Raw genomic sequence first — 20,668 nt, 5'->3', positions numbered from 1 at the left:
GATCGCCTGCCCCGATAGTCGCCGGGCGCCGGCTGCGGTCAGGGCGTTCGCGAGCCGTTCCCAGGGCGTGCCCGTTCGCGGCCCGGCCCGGTCGGCCCGGATCGCGAGCTGAACAAAGCGCATCGGCAGACGATCCGATTCAGTCCTTTCGCGGTCCAGGCCACTGCGTATAACTGCAGCGGGGTAAAGATCACCATCGGTACCGTCACGAGGGCCGTGCCCACACCCCCCACTACGACATCGGTCGTCCAGTGCGCACCGCTGACCAGGCGGGGCAGAACCAGCAGCGCCGCGAGCAGAGCCGATACCAGACCATACCGCGGGCCGGCGAAAAACCAGAGCAGGAACGTAAAGACCGCTACCACGGTGGCGTGATCGCCGGGAAAGCTCTTGGGCGAATGGTCCTTGACCGCGAAATCGACCTGTTCAGACAGACGGGTGAATGGCTCGAGGACAAGCGACGGGCTGTCGCGGCTGATGTCGTCAAACACGAAAGCACGCGTGAGTGCGACCACTGCGAGCAGCGCCGCACACAACACGATGAGACGAGCCGCACGTTCGAGTGCCCAGGCGTTGCGGCCAAACAGCCCGTAGCAGAGGAGCAGGCTGCACAAAAATATCGCGGCGATGTAGTCGATCACCCGTAGATTGGCGACCGCCCACAGGCGTTGCGCCAGCGCATTCGATGCCACCCATGAATTGAAGCCGTACGCCAGCCCGATATCGAGACTGTTCCAGAGTTCTCGCGTGGCCGGCGCCAGAAACGAGAACACGAGCACCGCGGCCAGGCCATAGGACCAGAACAGGCCGGGCAGGTGCCAGTCTCGGTCGGTTACCACCATGAGCAAGAGGTTTAAATTAATTCCTCATATATTATTAACTAATTTTTAATGACCTGCATAGCGCAGCTACCCCGTGCGCTCGCGCGGCAGACGAATGATCACCATCAACCCACCCTGCGGCACGTCCTCCAGCCGAATCTCACCGCCATGGCCCTGTACGACCGAACGCGCGATCGCCAGCCCAAGCCCGGTACCGCCGGTATCGCGGCTGCGTGACGATTCCAGGCGTACGAACGGGTCGAACACGCGCTCCCGGTCGGCCGGGCCGATACCCGGACCGTCGTCGGCGACCGAGAGCACGACCTGATCCGAACCATCCTCCAGGGTGATCTGCGCGCGACGACCATAGGCCAGCGCGTTGTCGATGAGGTTCCTCAGCGCACGTCGTATCGCTGCCGGGCGACAGACCAGCGTCACACGCGAGGCCGGCTCGAACCGCACGTCGTGTTGGCCCGCGCGATAGTCCTCGCACAGGGCGTCGACCAGTGCCGACAGATCGACCTTGCGCGTCGCTTCGACGGCCGCATCTTCGCGCATGAACGTCAGCGAGGCTTCGGCCATGCGCGCCATGTCGTCGAGAATCTCGTCCATGGCCCGCGTGTTGTCGTCGGCGGGCAGGAATTCCAGGCGCAGGCGGAGCGCGGTGATCGGCGTACGCAGATCGTGGGCGATCGCCGCCACGAGCCGCGTGCGCTCGGCCACGAAACGGGCCAGGCGTTCGCGCATGCGGTTGAATGCAGCGATCGAGCGACGGATTTCATCAGGCCCGCGCTCGGCCAGCGGCTCGACCGTCTCGCCGCGCCCGAAACGCTCGGCCGCCCCGGCCAGCTGGCGCAGCGGCCGGGTCATGCGGCGGCTGGTGGCCACCACGATGACGATCATCACGAGGGCGCTGACGGCCAGCGAGGTCAGCGACGATCGCGCCCAGCGACGCGTCGGGTCGAACAGGCGCTGGCGCGCGCGCAACCAGCGGCCATCGTCGAGACGCACCAGCACGATCAGCGCGTCGGGCCCGTTCCGGGCCGGGCCGCGGGCAAGCCCGGGGCCAATGGCCACCCGCACCCGTTCGACGGCGACGCCGAGCCTTCGGGCCAGTTCGTCGACATAGCCGCGCGCACGCGTGTCCGAAGTGGTCGGAAACGCGCGATCGGCGGCCAGCAGACGATAGCGCAGATCGTGTGTGGACAGACTGCGTACCGCATCGGCCCGTCGCCCGCGTGCGACATAGTCGAGCGCGCGCGTGGTCGCGGCCACGTTCTCGGCCATGTTGGACAGGATCACCCGCTCGAGAAAGCGGTCTCGCTCGTGCATGAAGATAAGGAAGTTGACGATCTGCGAGACGATCAGTGCCAGCAGCGTCAGCCAGACCACACGAGCGGACAGGCTCGCCGGCAGCAGGCGTGGCATACGCATCATTCGATCGGCTCGCAGGCGGCGGCAAAGCGATAGCCGCCGCCCCAGACAGTGATGATCAGCGCCGGCTGGCTTGGATCACGCTCGATCTTGCGGCGCAGGCGGCTGACCTGGTTGTCCACGCTGCGATCGAATACCTCGGCCTCGCGACCCTGAGTCAAATCCAGCAGCTGATCGCGCGAAAGCACCCGATTGGCATGGCGAACGAAGGCCAGCAACAGGCGAAATTCGCCGGTGGACAGCGCCACGGAGACGCCTTCGTCGTCAATGAGTTCCTGACGCGCGATTCGGAATACCCAGCGGTCGAAGCGAACCGCGTTGTCTTCGGCCTGATTGCGCTGGGCCGGCAGCGCAGCGGCACGCCGTAGCACCGCCCGGACGCGGGCCAGCAGTTCGCGCGGCGAGAACGGCTTGGTGACGTAGTCGTCGGCGCCCATCTCCAGGCCGATCACACGATCCATCTCTTCGGCTACCGCCGTGAGCAGGATGACCGGGATATCGGTGGTTTCACGCAGCCACCGGCACAGACTCAGCCCATCTTCGCCCGGCATCATGATATCCAGCACGACCAGATCGAAGGCCGCATCGCGGATCTGGCTGCGTGCGGCCGCCGCATCGGCCGCACTGGCCGACCGAAAGCCGTGGTCACGCAAATAACGCGACAGCGAATCGCGAATATCGCGGTGGTCGTCGACGACGAGGATATGCGGCTGTTCGGCCATGGCAGATGTCCGATGAACTGACGCGCCAATATATCGCGCCCTGCATCGGCTTCGGCATGGCAAGTGTATCCAGATCTGCCAGACATCGACCTTGACACACTTTGCGACAAAAAAGCCGCGCGGCGACAGACTTGCACGACATCTTCGGGCGCTAATAGGCAGGTGCCGTCACAGCACCCCGCTATCGGCAATGACATCCGCAAAGGAGATGAACATGAACAACCGTATTCTCGCGACCGCGATCGCCGCCGCGCTGATGGGCATCGGCACCGCCCAGGCCCAGTCCGGCGACGCGTCGACGTCCGCCGACAAACAAGCCGGACAGGTCTTCGACCAGCTCGACACCGACGGCAGTGGCAGCCTCAGCCCCGACGAGCTCAAGGGTATGCGCGAGGTCATGGCCAAGCGCCGTTTCGATGCGGCCGATACCAACGGTGATGGCAAGATCGACCACGACGAATTCATGGCCCAGGCTCAGCGCCGGGCCGAGTCCATGTTCAAGCGAATGGACGCCAACGACGACGGCCACCTGGACGCCGATGAAGCCAGACCGTCACATCACGGCATGCACGGCAAGGGCAAGAAGCATCACGATCGTGACGACAAGGGCGCAGCCCATGAGCGTGACCATGCCAAGGGCGATCGCAGCCAGCGCTGGTTCAAGCGCATGGATGCCAACGGCGATGGCGGCATATCGCGCACCGAATGGAACGACGCCATGCAGAAGATGCACGATCGTCACCAACGCGACGAAGCCGATCACAACGGCTGATCGGGCACGCCGATTCCACGAGCGCGTAGAATCCGGCGTCGGCACCACCGTGCCGACGCCGAACCACGCCTGAAGCGTATGCCACTCTACCCTTCGCTGTCTGACCAATCCGCCTGTCCTCGCCGAGCTGTTCGTGGCCGCCGCGCGGGTTTGTGTCTGCTCACCGCAGTAGTTCTGGCGTCGGCCGGCTGTGCCACCACGCCGCTACCCGAGCTCGCCGAGCCGGCGTTCGTCATGCCCCAGCGCTTTGCCCGCAGTGGCGAGGCCCCGATGGACTCCCGGTGGTGGCGTAATTTCGACGATCCGGCGCTCGATTCGCTGGTCCAGCGGGCGCTGACCAGCAACTTCACGCTGGTTGCAGCCTACGCACGTCTGTCCCAGGCCCGCGCCACGCTGGCCAGCGCACGGGCCGACCTGTTTCCCAATATCGATGCCAGCATCGACCAGAGCGCAACCCGCCAGTCCAATAGCGGCAACCAGCGCTTCGTGAACAGCACCAACGGCAATGCGTTTTCCTTCGATCGCGATGCCTCGAACTGGAGCGACACGCGCACGCTGCAGTTCTCGGCCAGCTACGAGCTCGATCTGTGGGGCCGGGTTCGCAACGCGCGCAATGCGGCTGGCTTCGAGCAACAGGCAAGCGCGGCCGATCTGCAGGCCGCGGCGGTCTCGCTTGCCGGGGATATTGCCACCAACTGGTATTCGCTGGCCGAGCTGCGGGCCCGCATCGACCTGCTCCAACGCCAGATCGAGACCAACCGCGACGTGCTCGATCTGACAACCTTCGCCTTCAATCACGGCCAGGCGGCCGCCGCCGATGTGCTGCGTCAACGTCAGACCGTGGAATCGGTTCAAGGCCAGCTGGAACAGGCGCACGCGTCGGCCGACGTGGTCGAGCATGCGCTGGCCGTACTCGTCGGCGTGGCACCCGAGCATTTCGTGGCCCCGCCCGGCGGGCTGGTCGATCTGCCGCCGCTGCCGGCCACCGGCGTGCCGACGGCGGCACTGATGCAGCGCCCGGATGTTCGCCAGCAATTTCTGGCCGTGGCGGCCGCCGATCGTCGTGTGGCTGTCGCCATCGCCGATCAGTATCCACAACTGTCGCTGAGTGCCAGCACATCGACGACCACTGATTCGGCGCCACTGTTCACCAACTGGGTGACCCAGCTCGGCGCCAGTCTGACCCAGCCGCTGTTCGATGCCGGCGCGCGTGCGGCCGAGGTACGCCGCACACGGGCGGTCGTCGACGAACAGCTCGCCGACTATCAGCAGGCGCTGCTCGAAGGCCTGCAGGAGACCGAGGACGCACTCACCAACGAATACCGTCAGCAGCGCTATCTGGTACGGATCGACCGTCAGCTCGATCTGTCCGAGGATGTCGTGGCCAATCTACGGTTGCGCTATCTGCGCGGGGCGACCGATTATCTTGATGTGCTGGATGCGCTGTTGACCCGCCAGAGCCTTCAGGTCGACCGGCTGACCGCACAGCGCCAGCTGCTCGACTACCGGATCAATCTCTACCGATCGCTGGCCGGCGGCGTGGGCGATGCGCGCCTGCTCGGCCGCGACCGCCGTGATACCGATGCGCCGCCCGTACCGCTGCGCCCGCCCGAGCCCACCGATCAGCACAGCGACGCCGCCTCATGAACATGTCGTCCGAGCCGACCCGCCCGCCTCGTCGTCGTGCGATGCGGCTGCTGCGATTCCTTCTGCCCGTGATCGTTCTGGCCATCAGCGTCGCGGTCGCCTTCATCGTGCTCGACACCAAGCCCACCGCCCCGCGTGCACAGGCGAAGCCGCGTCAGGCGCGACTGGTGACCGTCACGCCCGCCGAGGCGGCGCCGCCCACGCTGGACCTGCAGGCCAACGGCACGGTCGAGGCAGCCGATGCCACCGAACTGCGGGCACGCGTCAGCGGTCAGGTCGTCGCGCTGACCGATCGTCTCGCTCCGGGCACCCGCTTCGACAAGGGCGACGTGCTGGCCCGGATCGATGCCAGCGATTATCGCATCGCACTGAGCAACGCCCGTAGCGAGCTGGCCAGTGCCCGGGCGGCACTGCGCGTCGAGCAAGGCCAGCAGGCCGTGGCCCGCCGCGAGCTGTCGCTGGTCGGCTCCAAAGTCAGTGCCGACGAGCGCGACCTGGCCCTGCGCGGGCCGCAGCTGGAACAAGCCAAGGCCGATGTGCAGTCCGCACAGGCCGCCGTCGATCAGGCCCGGCTAGATCTCGGGCGCACCGACGTCACCGCACCTTTTGCCGGTATCGTGACCGAGCGCAGCGCATCCATCGGCGACGTGGTCACGACCAGCGACACGCTGGCCACGATCGCGGCGACCGATGTCTACTGGGTGGATGTGTCGCTGCCTGTCGACCAACTGCGCTGGCTGCGCGCTGCAGGCGCGGCCGGCCACGGCTCGCCGGCGGCGGTGTTCTATCCCGATGCCTGGGGCGCCGGGGCCAGCGTCGAAGCCGAGGTGCTACGGATTCAACCGGCGCTCGAGGCCGACGGCCGCATGGCGCGCGTATTACTGCGCGTGCCCGACCCGCTGGGGCCGGACAAACCGGACGGCGCCGGTTTGCTGCTGGGCGCCTATGTGGCCGCACGCATCCAGGCCGATATCCCCAGCGGCAGCGTTCTGGTCGATGCCGCCTTCGTGCACGAGAACAACCAGATCTGGGTGATGAGCGATACCGGTACGCTGGATATACGTAGCGTCAATATCGCCTACCGTGACGCCAACCAGGCCGTGATTGCTGCCGGCCTGGCGCCGGGCGAAGAGGTCATCACCAGCGAACTGACCGCCCCCATCCAGGGGATGCCGATCCGGGTGGAGACCGCGGACGCCGATCGACGGCCGCGTGATCCGTCGGCGGACACAGACGTTGCCGCCGCCGGGGCGCAGCAGCCGGTCCCGGCCGAGGCGATCGACCGGTCGCTGGATCTGAGACTGGTCGAAGCACCGGCGCAGGGGCTGAGCCACACGGCACGCGCGGATCGGGACGACGGGCCGCGCTCGTGAGCGATACCAGCCGCCGCGGACCGATCGCATGGATGGTGGCCAACCGGGTCACCCCCAATCTGCTCATGCTGGCCCTGCTGGCCGGCGGTCTGCTCATGACCACGCTGATCAAACAGGAGGTCTTCCCGGAATTCAGTCTCGACATGGTCACGGTCACGGTCGCCTATCCGGGAGCGACCCCCGAACAGGTCGAACAGAACATCGTGCTGGCCGTCGAGGAGAAGGTACGCGATATCTCCGGCATCGACGAAATGACCGCTCAGGCCGCCGAGGGCGCCGGCACCATCACCCTGGAACTGGCCGAATCCGCCGATGGGCAGGCCGTCTTCCAGGACGTCCAGCAAGCGGTCAACCAGATCACCACGTTCCCCGACGACGCCGAACGGCCGGTGATCTCGCTGTCCGATCACCAGCGTGATGTGCTCGATATCCAGCTTTATGGCGATGTCAGCGAAACCGCGCTGCGTGCCTACGCAGAAGAAGTACGCGACCGGCTGTTGCAGTCGGGCGACATCACCCAGGTCGAACTCGAGGGTGCGCGCGACTATGTCACCCGTATCGCCATCTCGCAGGAGCGCCTGCGCAGCTATGACCTGACCTTGAACGACGTCGCCGACCGTATCGCATCGGCCGCGGTGGATGTCGCCGGCGGCAGCGCCGATACCCAGTCCGGCGAGGTGCTGCTGCGGCTCAAGGGCCGACGCGATACGGCCCGCGAGTTCGAGCGGGTACCGCTATTGACCACGCCGGATGGCACGGTCATCCATATCGGCGATGTAGCCACGGTGACCAACGGCTTTGAAGACACCAAGACCGAGGCGACCTATGACGGCAAGCGCTCGATCGGTCTGGAGGTGTTCCGGGTCGGCAAACAGACGCCGATCCAGGTCTCCCGGGCCACTCGAGCGGCCATGGCCGATGTCGAACCCGACCTGCCGCCGGCGCTGCACTACGCCATCAACGGCGACAGCTCCGAGATTTATGCCCAACGTCTTGAACTGCTGCTCAAGAACGCTTTCATGGGCCTGGTACTCGTACTGGTCGTGCTCAGCCTGTTCCTGGAGATGCGCCTGGCGTTCTGGGTGACCATGGGCATCCCCACGGCCTTTCTCGGCGCGTTTCTGTTTCTGCCGCTGATCGGCGTGACGATCAACATGATCTCGATGTTCGCGTTCATCATCGCGCTGGGCATCGTCGTCGATGACGCCATCGTGGCCGGCGAGAACATCTACGAAGCCCGCGAACGCGGGGCGAGCGTCATGGACGCCGCGATCGGTGGCGCCCGCGACGTGGCCATGCCGGTGTCGTTTTCGATCCTGACCAACATCGTGACCTTCCTGCCGCTGCTGCTCGTACCCGGTTTCCTGGGCAAGCTGTTCGGCGTGATCCCGATGGTGGTAATCACGGTCTTCCTGGTCTCCTGGGTCGAGGCGCTGTTCATCATGCCGGCCCATCTGGCGCACGCCCGTCCGCGCCAGCGTGGACGCATATCGGGCGCCATCCATCGTCGCCAGCAGGCTTTTTCGCGTGGCTTTTCGACCATGGTCGAACGCTACTACGCGCCGTTCTCGTCTTGGCTGGTACGACACCGATACCTGACCGCATCCATCGGCGTGGGCGTACTGCTGATCGTGCTGGCGTGGGCGGCCAGTGGGCGAATGGGGTTTGCGCTCATGCCCAAGGTCGAATCGGATCGCGCCCAGGCGACGCTGACCCTGCCCTACGGCAGCCCGATGTCGACCATGACGGCCGTGCGCGATCGTCTGGAAGCAGCCGCCGACCGCGTGATCGCCGCACACGGCGGCCAGTCGCTGGCCACCGGCGTGTTCGCGACCATCGAAGAGAACAGTATCGAGATGCGCGTGTATCTCACCGCCGCCGATGTGCGACCGATCAGCACCGCTGAGTTCATCACCGACTGGCGCGACGAACTCGGCGAGATTCCCGGCCTGCAGTCATCGCAGTTCCAGTCCGACGCCGGCGGCCCGGGTGCGGGCAAGGCGATCACCGTGGAACTGTCGCACCGTGACACCGACACGCTCGACCGTGCAGCCGAGGCGCTGGCCGCCGAACTGGGCGAATTCGCCGGCGTGACCGATATCGACAGCGGCGTGGCCCAGGGAAAGAATCAGGTCACCTTCGAACTCAACGACGCCGGGCGCAGTCTGGGCTTGACCAACGCCCTGGTCGGCGCACAGGTCCGTGCGGCCTTCTACGGCGACGAAGCGCTGCGCCAACTACGTGGGCGCAACGAAGTCAAGGTAATGGTCACCCTGCCCGCCTCCGAGCGCGACAGCGCTGCGGCGATCCGCGATCTGCTCATCCGCACCCCCGACAACACCTACGTACCGCTTCGTCAGGTCGCCGATATCGACTACACCCGCGCTTACACCTCGATCACCCGCCGCAACGGGCGGCGCAGCGTGGAGGTCACGGCCAACGTCACGCCGTTCGATGCCACGAGTCGCGTGACCCAGACCCTCAATGCGACCACGCTACCGGCGCTGGCCGCCGACTATCCGGGGCTGACCTATGGCTATTCGGGCCGCCAGGAAGACACCGCCAACTCCATGCATTCGCTGCTGGTCGGCTTCATCCTGTCGATGGCCGGTATCTACATGCTGCTGGCGATACCCTTCGCCAGCTATATCCAGCCGATCATCGTCATGATCGCGATTCCGTTCGCGGTGGTGGGCGCCATCATCGGCCACGAGATCATGGGGTATTCGCTGTCGGTGATCAGCCTCATGGGCGTGGTCGCGCTGGCCGGCGTGGTCGTGAACGACTCGCTGGTACTGATCCATTACGCCAACACCCTGCGCGACGGCGGCTTGTCGCCCACCGAGGCGGTACGCCTGGCCGCTATCCGCCGGTTCCGACCGATTCTGCTGACCACGCTGACCACCTTCGGCGGACTGGCGCCCATGATCTTCGAGACCTCCCTGCAGGCGCGTTTCATGATTCCCATGGCGATCTCGCTGGGCTTTGGCATCCTGTTCGCGACCGGTATCACCCTGGCGCTCGTGCCCTGCTTCTACGTGATCGTTGAAGACGGCAAGACCTGGCTGGCACGCCGTGCCGCACGCCTGCTCGGCGACGATCGCACCGCCTGAATCCCCCGCAGCATGAGCGCCGCGCCCGTTGGCTACCAGCGTACGTAGGGCAGAAACTTGCCACTCATGATCACCTTGACCCGATCGCCCTTGGGATCAGGCTCGCGCTCGATGTCCAGCTTGAAATCGATCGCGGACATGATGCCGTCGCCGAATTCCTCGTGCACGCAGGCCTTCACCGCCGGGCCGTAGACAGCCATGATCTCGTAGAAGCGATAGATCAGCGGATCGCGGGGCACCGTATGGGTCATCCATTCGCCCTTGAGCGGGCAGACCTGCAGCGCCTCGGCCACCTCGTCGTCGAGATCCAGTACCGCACACAGTTTTTCGGCGATGTCCTGGGGCGCGGAACTTTCGCCCAGGGCCAGCGAGGCGGTCCAGACCGGTGACATGCCGATCTCGGCCGCGATCTCGCTCCAGCGCATCTTTTGGGCTTTTTTCGCCTCCAGTATGGTCCGGGTCATCTGCTGCTTGTCCATCTCGAACTCCGCCTGTGGTGAATGCGACCGCCTGCGTGGCCGCCGCTTGTTTCGAACCGAGCAGAATTCGTGCCAATCGGTGACCGGCAGTGATAGCGTTTTGTTCGCCGGCGCTCCCACCCTGTCGCCGCCTACCCATGACCACGCTCGTGTCGGGACGTGGCCATCGGTAGGCGCTATCCATCGCAACGGTTATGCTGGTGGCCCGTTGATGCCCGATACCGGACGCCGCCGATGCTGTCGCGCCCACCACTTGTGTTCCTGTCGAGTCTGCTCTGCTGCGCGCTGATCAGCGCCTGTGCGGCCACGCCCAAAACGCAACGGCCGGCCCGCCCAGCGGCAGCCAGTCATACAGTCGCGGTACCGGCCGCCGACGATCCCCTGGGCCAGGGCCTGCAGGCCAGCCTCACCGATCGCGGCTGGTCGCTGATGCAATACGACCCGTCGGCGCTCGCCGACAATCGCGGCTACCAGCGCCTTTCAACACTGGCACGCTACCGGATGACGCTGTCGAGCAAGCGGATTGGTGATTGTCGAAACGGCGACGCCAGCTATCTCTATAACGTCGCGGTGATCGAAAACGACGGGGGCGGCGTGATCGCGGCGATGACCGGCGCCCAATGCCGCGAGACCGCCATCGAACGGTTCGGTGACGAACTCGACCGCAAGCGCTTCTCGCCGCCCGCCTCCGGCCCCAGTTAGAGCCGACTCAGGCCGGCCGTGGCTCTGCGCGCAAGCTGGCCTTGAGGCCGTCGCGAAAGTCGGCGAAGGTCAGCTCAAGACCGGTATCGTCCAACAGCCGGCGGGTGTCGAGCCGACGCGACTCGCGCAGAAACGATAGCCGCATGGCCGAAAATTGTCGCTCGGCTTCGGTCCATGGGATCCGCGGCGGCGATGGCACGCCCAACAGGCCGGCCAAGGCGTCGTAGTAGTCGCCCAAACGCGTGGGATGTCCATCGGTGACGTTATAGATCCGGTGTGGCCATGGCCGCTGACCGGCCTGCCAGGCGACCTCGGCGAGATCGTCGATATGGATCCGGTTGCTCCAGCCACCCTCGGCATCATCGACGATCGGCTCACCGCACCGCACGCGCTCCACCGGTAGCCGCCCGGGTCCGTAGATGCCTGGCGCACGGAGCACGGTTGCAAGCGGCTGCCAGGCGTGGATTCGACGTTCGGCGTCGACCCGTCGATGGGCCCGGTCGGTAGCCGGGTTGACGGCACGATCCTCGTTGACCCAGGCACCGTCGCAATCGCCGTAGACGCCGGTGGTGCTGATATACACCACCCGGGCCGGCGGCGGACCCATGGCGTCGACTACCCGCTGCAGCCGCGTATCGGCGCGGCCTTCGCGTGGCGGCGGCGCGAAATAGAACAGGCGATCGCAGACGGGCAGACCGGCGAGCGGTTTGTCGAGATCGGCCGTTCGGGCGACCGCCCCGACCGAACGCACACGGCGCGCGCTGTCGGCGCTGCGTACGATGCCGGTCACGCTCTGGCCGGCCCCGACCGCGCGTGCGGCCACCCGTAGCCCGGTTTCGCCGCAGCCGACGATCAGGTTGTGCACGGGCAGGCCACTCATGGGCGCGAACTGCGAATGGCGACCGGGTTCACGAGTCGGTGCGCAGCTCCAGACCCTGGCGATAGGCGGCTCGAGCCTCGTCCTTTTCGTTGATCTCTTCTAATAACCGGCCCAGTTCCAGCAGCGCATCGGGGCGCGACTGATTCTTCTGGCTGGCTTCGAAATAGCTGCGGGCACGACCCCAGAGCCGGTTGCGCAGACACAGCCGCCCGGCGATCAGCAACAACTCGGGTTCTTCACCATACTGCTTGAGCCACCCTTCGACCGTCGACAGCTGAGCGGTGCGGTCCTCGCATTTCAGATCCCCGAAGATCAGCACAAGCGAAGCATTCCATTCCTGCTTGAGCACATCGCGAATGACGTCGGCCGCCTGGCCGTCGGCCTTGGCCGCGCGCAGGCAGGTCACGTAACGCTTGACCATCTCGGGCTTGCTGCGCAGACGCTTGGGCACGCGTTTCCAGGCGGTGGTGAGAGCGATCGAATCCCGGCTGTGGCGCGACAGCTCGTCGCCCCAGGCCTCGATGGCCAGCGTATCGACGCGCTCCTGGGGCATGCCGCTGTGCTTGTACAGCGCCGGCACCAGCGCGCGCAGCTGTTCATAGTCACCCGCCCGCTGGCACTGCTCGGCATACAGTCGCAGCACCACGTCGTGCTGTGGCTCCATTTGATACAGCCGGGACAGGCTCGCCATGGCATCGGCCGTCTGTCCCTGCTCGATCTGCAGCTCGGCCTGGGTGAGCAAGACCGCCAATTCGCTGACACCGCGCTTGGACGCAGCCTTTTCCAGATACCGGTCACGATCGGCGACCCGGCCCTGGTGCTGTGCCGCACGCGCGGCATTCAGATAATTCAGCCCCGGTGCTTCGTTGTTCTCGGCCAGACGGTTGAGCTCGTCCTCGGCCCGGCCCCAGCGGCCCTCGGCAAGCCGCAGCAGGCCGTCGTAGAGCGAACGACGGGCCTTGCGCTCCCGCCGTCGGGCCAACCGCTCGCGAATTCGTCGTGGCAGCAGCACGCCGCCTACGATCAACCGCCAGAGCGTGATCGCCGCCCACAGGAAAACCAGCAGCGCGCCGACTGCGAACAGCAGCGATGTCTCGATCTGCCAGCCGGCGAACGAGATGAGGATATAGCCCTGATGATCACGAAAGACCAGCGCCAGCACGACGCCAAGAACGATGAAAGTGAAGAATATGAGCAGCAGGCGGCGCATCAGCGACCGTCCTGACCGGCGGCGTCACCGGACGGCTGCTGCGATTGGGCGTCGGACCCGGCGTCCCTGGATGATTCCGGGCTCGCAGCATTGCTGCGGGCATCGGACGACGCCGACTGTGCACCGTCTTGTTCCCCACCAGCCTGACCGGCCGGCTGACTCATCCGCTCACGCAGCATGGCCAGGCTCTGGGAGATATCCGGTGCCTGCCAATCGAGTTTGACGTTGCTCATCTGGTCGAGCCGGTTGCGCATGCTCGATACCGGCGATGTGTCGGTGTCGTAGTAGTCGCCCAGCCACTGGCGCGCCGAGGCAAGGCTGTCGCGATAGGCGTCGGTGTCGCCCTCCAGCAGAGACAGGCGTGCCGTGCGCAGCTGCAGCTGCAGGTTCTGGTTGAGGAAGAACACCTGGTCGGGCGGCAACAGGGCGCTCTGCGTACCGTCGGCACGACGGATGGTCAGCATGCCGGACAGCGCTTGGCCGACCGAGTTCTTGAAATGCCCCCAGCCCTGGGTGAACTGCGACTTGAACTCGTCAAACGACATACCGTCGTCGCCCTCACCCGCCTGCGGGTTGTCCGAACTGTCGGCGGCAGTATCGCCCGATGCACCTTGGCGGTACTCACCCGGGACCGTGGAGGCCAGCGCCAGCGAGGGCACTTGCTTGACCATGGCGGCCAGGTCCAGCGACAGGCCTTCGATATCCGGATCAGGCAAGGCACGCAGCGCCGCGATCTCGTTGACGATTTCGCTGCGTACCTTGAACAGCCTCGGATCGCCCTGGCGCGCGATCGCCTCGCTGGCCAACTGCAAGGCCTGCCGGGCGCCGGCCGGGTCGTTGTAGAGCTGCAGCCGCTGATTGGCGGCCCGCAGCAGCGACTCGATCTGGTTGAGATCCCAGCGACGGGCATTGCCCTGTATCCGGTCCGACAGTTCGGCGGTCTGAGTCTGGGCGGCTTGCACCGACTGTTTCATCGTCGCCAGTTGATCGGCCTGCTGCTGATCGGCCTGACGCAGCCCGTCGAGGTCGCCCGACAGCGACTGCATACGCTTGTCGACTTCGGACAACCGCGGCATGACCACCTTCTGGACACTCGACTGAATGCCCTGCTCGACGGTATTCACGCGCGAATCAAGCGACGCAAGCTTCTGCTCGCCCCGGAACCACAGCCAGCCGGCGCCGATGAGCGCGACGACTGCGATAATCAGCGCAATGATCGCCACCAAGAGCGACTTCCGGCCGGCATCGTCCGTCCGCTCGCCACGGTGACCGGTCTGCGCATGGGCCGACCCGCCGCCGGTCGCGGCCGTGGCGGTTGCACTCGGCTTGGATGCGCTGACCGTCTTGCCGTCGCGGGCGCTGCTGCTGGCATCGGACGCGGCCGCGGCCGCGGCGGGCTTCGATCCGCGCTGGGGTTGCTTTTTCGAAGCCGTGGCGGATGCAGCACTACCGCCGGTCTTGTCCGCGGCTCGCGACGACTCGCTCGTCGCCTTCTTCGAGCCGTCGGCCGGCGTACTGCCGTCGGCACGCGCGTTCGAGGGCGCAGCCGCGGCCGCCTTGCTCTGTGTCTTGGACGAATCCGGCTTGGCTGCCGGCGCCGAGGCGGAGCCGCCGCCTTGGTTCGAACCGGTCGTCTGACCGGTGCTGGACGGCTTGGATGCGGAATGCTTGCCCGCCTCGTTGCCGGCGCCCTTGTCTGCTTGGGCGTCGTTGCGCTTATCTTCGCTCATAAGAGTGGCGGATTCCCCCAGTAACCAGTGGCCGCTATTGTCGGTCGCCTCGCTGGATCCGCGCAAGCGCGGCCACGACCGCTTCGGCACTGACACGGTCGAGGATGACCGCTGGGCGGGACCAGCGTAGGCGTCTATCGCCCTGTTTTACCACACGCATGCTCGGCGCCACCAACTGACACGCCAACAGGCTTTCACGGGTTGGCCGATCGGCCTCGCTGAGGAGCAAATGCTCAAGTTGATCGAGCGCTTCGCCGCTGGTCACCACGATCGTCTGGCAACAGCCGGCCAGTTCGGCCAGACGCGCGGTCGGAATGGAGCAGGCCCGGCGCCGATAGAGTGCAATCTTGTCGACAGCCGCCCCGCGTCCGACCAAGGTGTCCGCCAGTCGGGATCGCCCCCCGGCTCCGGACAGCAGAACGATCCGCTGGCCGGCCACCTGATTGAGTGCAGGCAGGCCGAGCAGATCTTCGCTGGTAAAGCAGTCCCTCGGCTGGGCCACGTCCGTGCCGGTCAAGTGGGCCAGCGCTGCCGCGGTTGTCGCGCCCACGCCGTACAGCTTGCCCGCCGGCGCGAAACCGGGCGCCAGACGGGCGACGCTGGCGATGGCGTTCGCACTGGTAGCGATCACCGCATCGGCCGACTCGGCCGCCGCCAGAGCCGCGGGCAGGCCGGCCGCATCTTGCGGCGGCTCGATGGCCAGCAGCGGTTCGCAGATGGCTGTACCGCCGGCCGCCTGAATGGCCTTTGCCCACGGGCCGGCCTGGTGGGCGGGCCGCGTCAGCCAGACCGTCTGCCCGGTCAGCGCGCACATCGCGGAGGGTTCACGACAGCGTCGCCAGGATGCGGTCCGCACCGGCGGCTAGCAGCCGATCGGCCAGTTCGTGACCCAGCGCGGCGGCGCGACCGGTCGGTCCCGAAATCTCGTCGCGCACCATGACCGAGCCGTCCGGCTTGCCGACACAGGCGCGCAGACGCAGGGTCTGACCGTCATGCACCGCATAGGCCGCGATCGGCAGATGGCAGCTGCCTTCGAGTCGTGCATTCACAGCGCGTTCGGCGTCGATACGTATATGCGTGTACTCGTCGTCGAGCGCGGCGATATAGGCAGCGGTCTGGTCGTCGTCGGCACGGATCTCGATACCCAGCACCCCCTGGCCGATCGCCGGCAGACTCTGTTCCGCGGTGAGCTCGCTCTTGATTCGCGCGGCCAGTTCCAGGCGTTCGAGACCGGCACAGGCGAGCACGATGGCATCGAAATCGCCGGCGTCGAGCTTGGCCAGGCGCGTCTGGACGTTGCCGCGCAGGCTGCCGATCGACAGGTCCGGACGAAGATGCTTGAGCATGGCCGCACGCCGCAGGCTGGATGTCCCTACACGTGCACCTTCGGGCAGCGATTCGACCGTGTCGTAGTCGTTGGATACGAACGCATCGAGCGGGCTGCCCGGCGCCAGCACCACTGGCAGCGCCATGCCCGGCGGCAGTTCGGCCGGCACATCCTTCATCGAATGCACGGCCATGTCGGCTTCGCCGGCCAGCATGGCCGCTTCGAGCTCCTTGAGAAACAGCCCCTTGCCACCGATCTCGGCCAGCGGACGATCGAGCACGCGGTCGCCCTCGGTTCGGATCGGCAGCAGTACCACTTCGATCTCGGGCAGCGCGGTCTGCAGACGCACCTGGACGTGTCGAGCCTGCCACAGCGCAAGCTCTGACTGACGGGTGGCGATACGCAGGGTCTGGGACATGATTGATGGATGCCTTGAATAGTAGAAACGTGGAAACAGCCGGACGCATGGCCCGCGCGTTAGTTTTCGAGCAGCGCACGGACCTCGGCCAGCCGCCGACGACTCACCGGTATGCTGCAACGACAATGACGCAGGCTCAGTAGCGGCCCCGCCCGGCTGTCGATACGCAGCCCGACGATATGTCGCCGCGCGACCAGCGCCTTGCGGTGCACGCGCATGAACGCCGAGCCGAGCTGCTGCTGGAGCGCGAGCAGCGATTGTTCGATCAGCAGCTCGCCACTCAGATGATAAACCGACGTGTATTTCTGGTCGGCCCAGAAGTAAAGGATATCGCCGACCGCCACCCGCTCGATACCCTCACGCGTGCGTGCGCTGACGTAAGCGGGTGTGTCGGCCATATCCAGCCCGGCCAGCGCAGCCACCTGTGCCCGACTGGGCCGGCTTGCCCGCGCCAGTGCGGCGGCGAGGTCGTCTCGACGAACCGGCTTGAGCAGGTAGCCGGCGGCATGGCTGTTATGAGCCGACAACGCATGCTCGCTGTGCGCGGTCACGAAGATCACCGCCGGCGGCACATCCAGTTCGGCCAGGGTCCGCGCCACCTGTAGACCGTCCAGCCCGGGCATATGCAGATCGAGCAGAATGACGTCGGCCAGCTGCTCGCGCACGCAGCGGATCGCCGCATCGCCGTTGCCGGCCTCGGCGACCACCTCGTAGCCGGGAAATTCGGCAACCATGCGGCGGAGGCGGTCGCGCGCCAGCGGTTCGTCATCGACGATCACGAGCTTCATGTATCCCAGCCTGCGTGCTGCGGGATATGCATTTCAACGACGAATCGCTGGGTATCGGCGTGGATGTCCAGCCGGGCCTGCGGGCCATAGCGCAGCGCCAGACGATGCCGGATGTTTTCCAGCGCCTGTCGGTTGCCGGGTGCGGCCGCTGTGCGGCCGGCCAGCGGGTTGGTGACGTTCAGTACCAGTTGATCGGCCCGGCGTGCTGCACTTAAAGAAACCGTGCCGCCCTGGGCCAGTCGGGCCACGCCGTGCCCGATGGCATTCTCGATCAGCGGTTGAACCGACAGCGCCGGCAGATGACAGGCCCGCGCGGCCTGGCTGATGTCGACGGCCATGCACAGCCGTTCACCCAGACGGAGCTGCTCGATACGGACATAAGCCTCGACCAGAACCATCTCGTCGGCCAGCGTCGTCAACGCCGGCGCCTGCGACGACAGGCGCGCGCGCAGAAGTGCGGCGAGATCCTCGAGTGCCTGCTCGGCCTGCTGCGGTCGTATTGAGATCAGGGCCGCCACACTGTTGAGACTGTTGAACAGGAAGTGGGGTTCGATACGCGCCTGCAAGGCTTCCAGACGCGCGCGCATTTCCGAATCGGCGCGATCCTGCCAGGCCGAGCGAAGCCAGAAATAACGCAAGGCCAGTGCCGCGACGACCGCACAGATCCCCAGGCTGCGGCCGACAAAGCCCAGGTGCGAAGCATCGGCCAGCAACAGGGCAAACCCGGTATATCGCCCGGCCGCGAAGGTGATCTCGGTGATTGCCAGGGTCACCCCCAGCAGGGTCAGATAGGCCAGCAGCATCACGCTTCGGGCCGACAGATGCCCCGCGTAGCGACGGATCAGACACAGCGCGGCCGCGCTGCACACGCCGATCCACTGCAGATAGACGGAGAGCAGCAAGAATCTCGGGGCGAGTTCGTGGCTCCAGGATCCGCCGAGGGCCAGCACCAAGGCGACCGCCTGGCAGACCACGAGCACGCGCAGCACGCGCGCGCCGGTACAGAAATCCGGCAGGAACTCCACGTCGGGACGGCTGGTGAGCATCGGGCGAGTGTTCGAGCCCCCGAGGCCCGCGTCAAGCGTGGGGTCCGGCGGCCGCCGATCCGTGGCCGGCCAGACTGGCCTGAACCGTTGATATACTCGCGCGCCATGATTCCGGTCGCCCAGCCGAGCGGCGACCGGCCACGCACTGCCAGCACACGAGCCAGACACATGACCCGACGCGACAGCCATCAGACCTGGGGCGGCCGTTTCTCCGAGGGCCCGGACGCCCGCGTGGCGGCCTTCACCGAATCGGTATCCTTCGATTCGCGCCTGGCCGCCCACGACATCCGTGGCTCGATCGCGCATGCGCGCATGCTGGCCTCGGTGGGCGTGCTTACCGACGCTGAATTCGAGCAGATCGCCGCCGGGCTGGAGGCCATCAGCCAACGTATCGCCGACGGGGCGTTCGAATGGGACCCGGCGCTGGAAGACGTCCACATGAATATCGAGGCACGGCTGACCGAGGATATCGGCGCCCTCGGCAAGAAACTGCATACCGGCCGCTCGCGCAACGACCAGGTCGCCACCGACATCCGTCTGTGGCTGCGCGATGCCATCGATGCGCTCATCGCGGAGGTGGTGCGGCTGCGCAGTGCGCTCATCGACTTGGCCGAGCGTGAGGCCGAAACCGTCATGCCCGGCTTCACCCATATGCAGGTCGCTCAACCGGTGACGTTCGGCCACCACATGCTGGCCTGGCAGGCCATGCTCGCCCGTGATAGCGAACGCCTGCGCGAAGTGCGCGCCCGCGTGAACCGACTGCCGCTGGGCGCGGCAGCGCTGGCCGGCACCACTTTCCCGATCGACCGCGAGATGGTCGCCGGCGAACTCGGCTTCGACAGCGTGATCGACAACTCGCTGGACGCGGTCTCCGATCGCGATTTCGCGATCGAGTTCGTCTCCGCGGCGAGCCTGATCATGACCCATCTGTCGCGCGCCTCCGAGGAACTGGTGCTGTGGATGAGCCCGGCCTTCGGTTTCGTCGACCTGCCAGATCGCTACTGCACCGGCAGTTCGATCATGCCGCAGAAGAAGAACCCGGACGTCGCCGAGATCGTGCGCGGCAAGACCGCCCGCGTGAACGGCCACCTGGTCGCCCTGCTGACGCTGATGAAAGGCCAGCCGCTGGCCTACAACCGCGACAACCAGGAAGACAAGGAACCGATCTTCGACACAGTCGACACGCTGCTGGCCAGCGTGGCGCTGTATGCCGACATGATGCCGCACGTGACCGTTCATGCGTCGGTCTGTCGCGAGGCCGCGCGCAAGGGGTTCTCGACGGCAACCGATCTCGCCGATTACCTGGTACGTCGCGGCGTGGCCTTTCGCGATGCCCACGAGATCGTCGGCCAGAGCGTGCAGCACGCCATCGGCGCGGGCTGCGATCTGGCTGATTTGGAACTGACCACCCTGCAGCGTTTCTCGACGGTCATCGAATCCGACGTCTATGACGTACTGACCCTCGATGGCTCGGTCGCCGCCCGCAACCATATTGGCGGTACCGCGCCGGCTCAGGTGCGTGCCGCCGTCTCGAGGGCTCGCGCCATGCTGTAGATCCCGCCCGTCGGTGTTGAACCTGGGTGCGGATCTGCAGTCCCAGATTCATTGGCTCTTACACTGACGAAGGATTTCGTATGTCGCGTCGCTTGTATTTTCTGCTTCCCGAAGTCGAAACCGCGCATCAGGTGGTCGACGAGCTTCTGCTAGCGCGTGTGCCGGAAGATCACATGTACGTCGTCGCCAGCCATGACACCGATACCGCCGACCTGCCGAGCGCTGGCGTCGGCCAGACCACGGATCTGGCCGGCTCGGCCGGACGCGGTGCAGCCGCCGGTGCGGTCACGGGCGTACTCGCCGGGCTGGCCGCCATGGCGTTTCCGCCGGCGGGCATCGTCATCGGCGGCGGTGCGGTGGCGGCTACGGGCGTGGCCGGCGCAGGTTTCGGCGCCTGGGCCTCGAGCATGATCGGCATCCGCCACGACCATCCCCAGGTCGGCGAGTATGAACAGGCGATAAAACAGGGCCGCGTCCTGATGATGGTCGACGTGCCGGCCGAAGACGTCGAGCGTATCGAGGCGGTCGTGCGTAACAACCATCCCGAGGCCAGGATCGAGGGCACCGATCCACACAAGCCCGCTTTTCCCTGACCGTAGCCTGCCACCCGGGCCGTGTTCGGCCCGTGGCGGTGGCGCTCGGGCGATGCGGT

18 protein-coding genes are annotated in these 20,668 nt (G+C 66.2%); 7 read left to right on the top strand and 11 right to left on the bottom strand.

What is annotated here, in order from left to right; genetic code table 11:
* Positions 1 to 38: 38 nt before the first annotated feature.
* From T31B1_RS17310 to T31B1_RS17300, 3 genes are all read right to left on the bottom strand, one after another.
* A complete protein-coding gene (locus T31B1_RS17310) occupies positions 39 to 842 on the bottom strand; it encodes a phosphatase PAP2 family protein (RefSeq protein WP_353250791.1) in 804 nt (267 codons plus the stop codon).
* 66 nt (positions 843 to 908) lie between these two features.
* The gene (locus T31B1_RS17305; RefSeq protein ID WP_353250790.1) at positions 909 to 2,249 is read right to left on the bottom strand and encodes an ATP-binding protein; all 1,341 of its coding nucleotides are present in this window, start codon (positions 2,247 to 2,249) and stop codon (positions 909 to 911) included.
* Positions 2,250 to 2,254: 5 nt separating this feature from the next.
* Positions 2,255 to 2,977 (bottom strand): response regulator, encoded by a 723-nt coding sequence (locus T31B1_RS17300; protein ID WP_353250789.1) that lies wholly within the window; start codon positions 2,975 to 2,977, stop codon positions 2,255 to 2,257.
* Positions 2,978 to 3,191: 214 nt separating this feature from the next.
* On the opposite strand from T31B1_RS17300, the gene T31B1_RS17295 reads away from it, so the two are divergent.
* The 4 genes from T31B1_RS17295 (at position 3,192) to T31B1_RS17280 (ending at position 9,882) form a co-directional block, all read left to right on the top strand.
* Positions 3,192 to 3,749: an EF-hand domain-containing protein gene (locus tag T31B1_RS17295; RefSeq protein WP_353250788.1), complete on the top strand. Its 558-nt coding sequence runs from the start codon at positions 3,192 to 3,194 to the stop codon at positions 3,747 to 3,749.
* 150 nt (positions 3,750 to 3,899) lie between these two features.
* Positions 3,900 to 5,396 (top strand): efflux transporter outer membrane subunit, encoded by a 1,497-nt coding sequence (locus T31B1_RS17290; protein WP_353250787.1) that lies wholly within the window; start codon positions 3,900 to 3,902, stop codon positions 5,394 to 5,396.
* Complete coding sequence (locus tag T31B1_RS17285; protein ID WP_353250786.1) at positions 5,393 to 6,769, top strand: efflux RND transporter periplasmic adaptor subunit; 1,377 nt, start codon at positions 5,393 to 5,395, stop codon at positions 6,767 to 6,769. The genes T31B1_RS17290 and T31B1_RS17285 overlap by 4 nt, the downstream gene beginning before the upstream one ends.
* Positions 6,766 to 9,882 (top strand): efflux RND transporter permease subunit, encoded by a 3,117-nt coding sequence (locus T31B1_RS17280; protein ID WP_353250785.1) that lies wholly within the window; start codon positions 6,766 to 6,768, stop codon positions 9,880 to 9,882. Before T31B1_RS17285 ends, T31B1_RS17280 begins: the two co-directional genes overlap by 4 nt.
* Positions 9,883 to 9,914: 32 nt before the next feature.
* On the opposite strand, the gene cynS is transcribed toward T31B1_RS17280, so the two are convergent.
* Entirely contained in the window at positions 9,915 to 10,361 is a 447-nt protein-coding gene (gene cynS, locus T31B1_RS17275; RefSeq protein WP_353250784.1) for a cyanase, read from the bottom strand.
* A gap of 234 nt (positions 10,362 to 10,595) precedes the next feature.
* Between cynS and T31B1_RS17270 the strand changes: the two genes are divergently transcribed.
* The gene (locus T31B1_RS17270; protein ID WP_353250783.1) at positions 10,596 to 11,063 is read left to right on the top strand and encodes a hypothetical protein; all 468 of its coding nucleotides are present in this window, start codon (positions 10,596 to 10,598) and stop codon (positions 11,061 to 11,063) included.
* A 7-nt stretch (positions 11,064 to 11,070) separates the two neighbouring features.
* On the opposite strand, the gene T31B1_RS17265 is transcribed toward T31B1_RS17270, so the two are convergent.
* Genes T31B1_RS17265 through T31B1_RS17235 form a run of 7 tightly spaced genes read right to left on the bottom strand, consistent with a single transcriptional unit; the run spans position 11,071 to position 18,462 of the window.
* The gene (locus T31B1_RS17265; RefSeq protein WP_353250782.1) at positions 11,071 to 11,943 is read right to left on the bottom strand and encodes an SDR family oxidoreductase; all 873 of its coding nucleotides are present in this window, start codon (positions 11,941 to 11,943) and stop codon (positions 11,071 to 11,073) included.
* Between the two features lie 28 nt (positions 11,944 to 11,971).
* Positions 11,972 to 13,153, bottom strand: coding sequence for a heme biosynthesis HemY N-terminal domain-containing protein (locus T31B1_RS17260; protein ID WP_353250781.1), 1,182 nt, complete (start codon positions 13,151 to 13,153; stop codon positions 11,972 to 11,974).
* A complete protein-coding gene (locus T31B1_RS17255) occupies positions 13,153 to 14,883 on the bottom strand; it encodes a uroporphyrinogen-III C-methyltransferase (protein WP_353250780.1) in 1,731 nt (576 codons plus the stop codon). Before T31B1_RS17255 ends, T31B1_RS17260 begins: the two co-directional genes overlap by 1 nt.
* 34 nt (positions 14,884 to 14,917) lie before the next feature.
* Positions 14,918 to 15,697, bottom strand: coding sequence for a uroporphyrinogen-III synthase (locus tag T31B1_RS17250; RefSeq protein WP_353250779.1), 780 nt, complete (start codon positions 15,695 to 15,697; stop codon positions 14,918 to 14,920).
* A 10-nt stretch (positions 15,698 to 15,707) separates the two neighbouring features.
* Positions 15,708 to 16,631: a hydroxymethylbilane synthase gene (hemC, locus tag T31B1_RS17245; protein ID WP_353251067.1), complete on the bottom strand. Its 924-nt coding sequence runs from the start codon at positions 16,629 to 16,631 to the stop codon at positions 15,708 to 15,710.
* A gap of 56 nt (positions 16,632 to 16,687) precedes the next feature.
* Positions 16,688 to 17,416, bottom strand: coding sequence for a LytR/AlgR family response regulator transcription factor (locus T31B1_RS17240; protein WP_353250778.1), 729 nt, complete (start codon positions 17,414 to 17,416; stop codon positions 16,688 to 16,690).
* The gene (locus tag T31B1_RS17235) at positions 17,413 to 18,462 is read right to left on the bottom strand and encodes a sensor histidine kinase (RefSeq protein ID WP_353250777.1); all 1,050 of its coding nucleotides are present in this window, start codon (positions 18,460 to 18,462) and stop codon (positions 17,413 to 17,415) included. Before T31B1_RS17235 ends, T31B1_RS17240 begins: the two co-directional genes overlap by 4 nt.
* Before the next feature lie 168 nt (positions 18,463 to 18,630).
* On the opposite strand from T31B1_RS17235, the gene argH reads away from it, so the two are divergent.
* Both argH and T31B1_RS17225 read left to right on the top strand, forming a co-directional pair.
* On the top strand, positions 18,631 to 20,016 hold the full coding sequence (gene argH, locus T31B1_RS17230) for an argininosuccinate lyase (RefSeq protein WP_353250776.1): 1,386 nt from the start codon (positions 18,631 to 18,633) through the stop codon (positions 20,014 to 20,016).
* An 80-nt stretch (positions 20,017 to 20,096) separates the two neighbouring features.
* On the top strand, positions 20,097 to 20,609 hold the full coding sequence (locus T31B1_RS17225; RefSeq protein ID WP_353250775.1) for a DUF1269 domain-containing protein: 513 nt from the start codon (positions 20,097 to 20,099) through the stop codon (positions 20,607 to 20,609).
* Positions 20,610 to 20,668: the final 59 nt, after the last annotated feature.

Source organism: Salinisphaera sp. T31B1, from assembly GCF_040361275.1.
Lineage (GTDB): Bacteria > Pseudomonadota > Gammaproteobacteria > Nevskiales > Salinisphaeraceae > Salinisphaera.
This window is presented reverse-complemented; position numbering and strand designations above follow the sequence as displayed.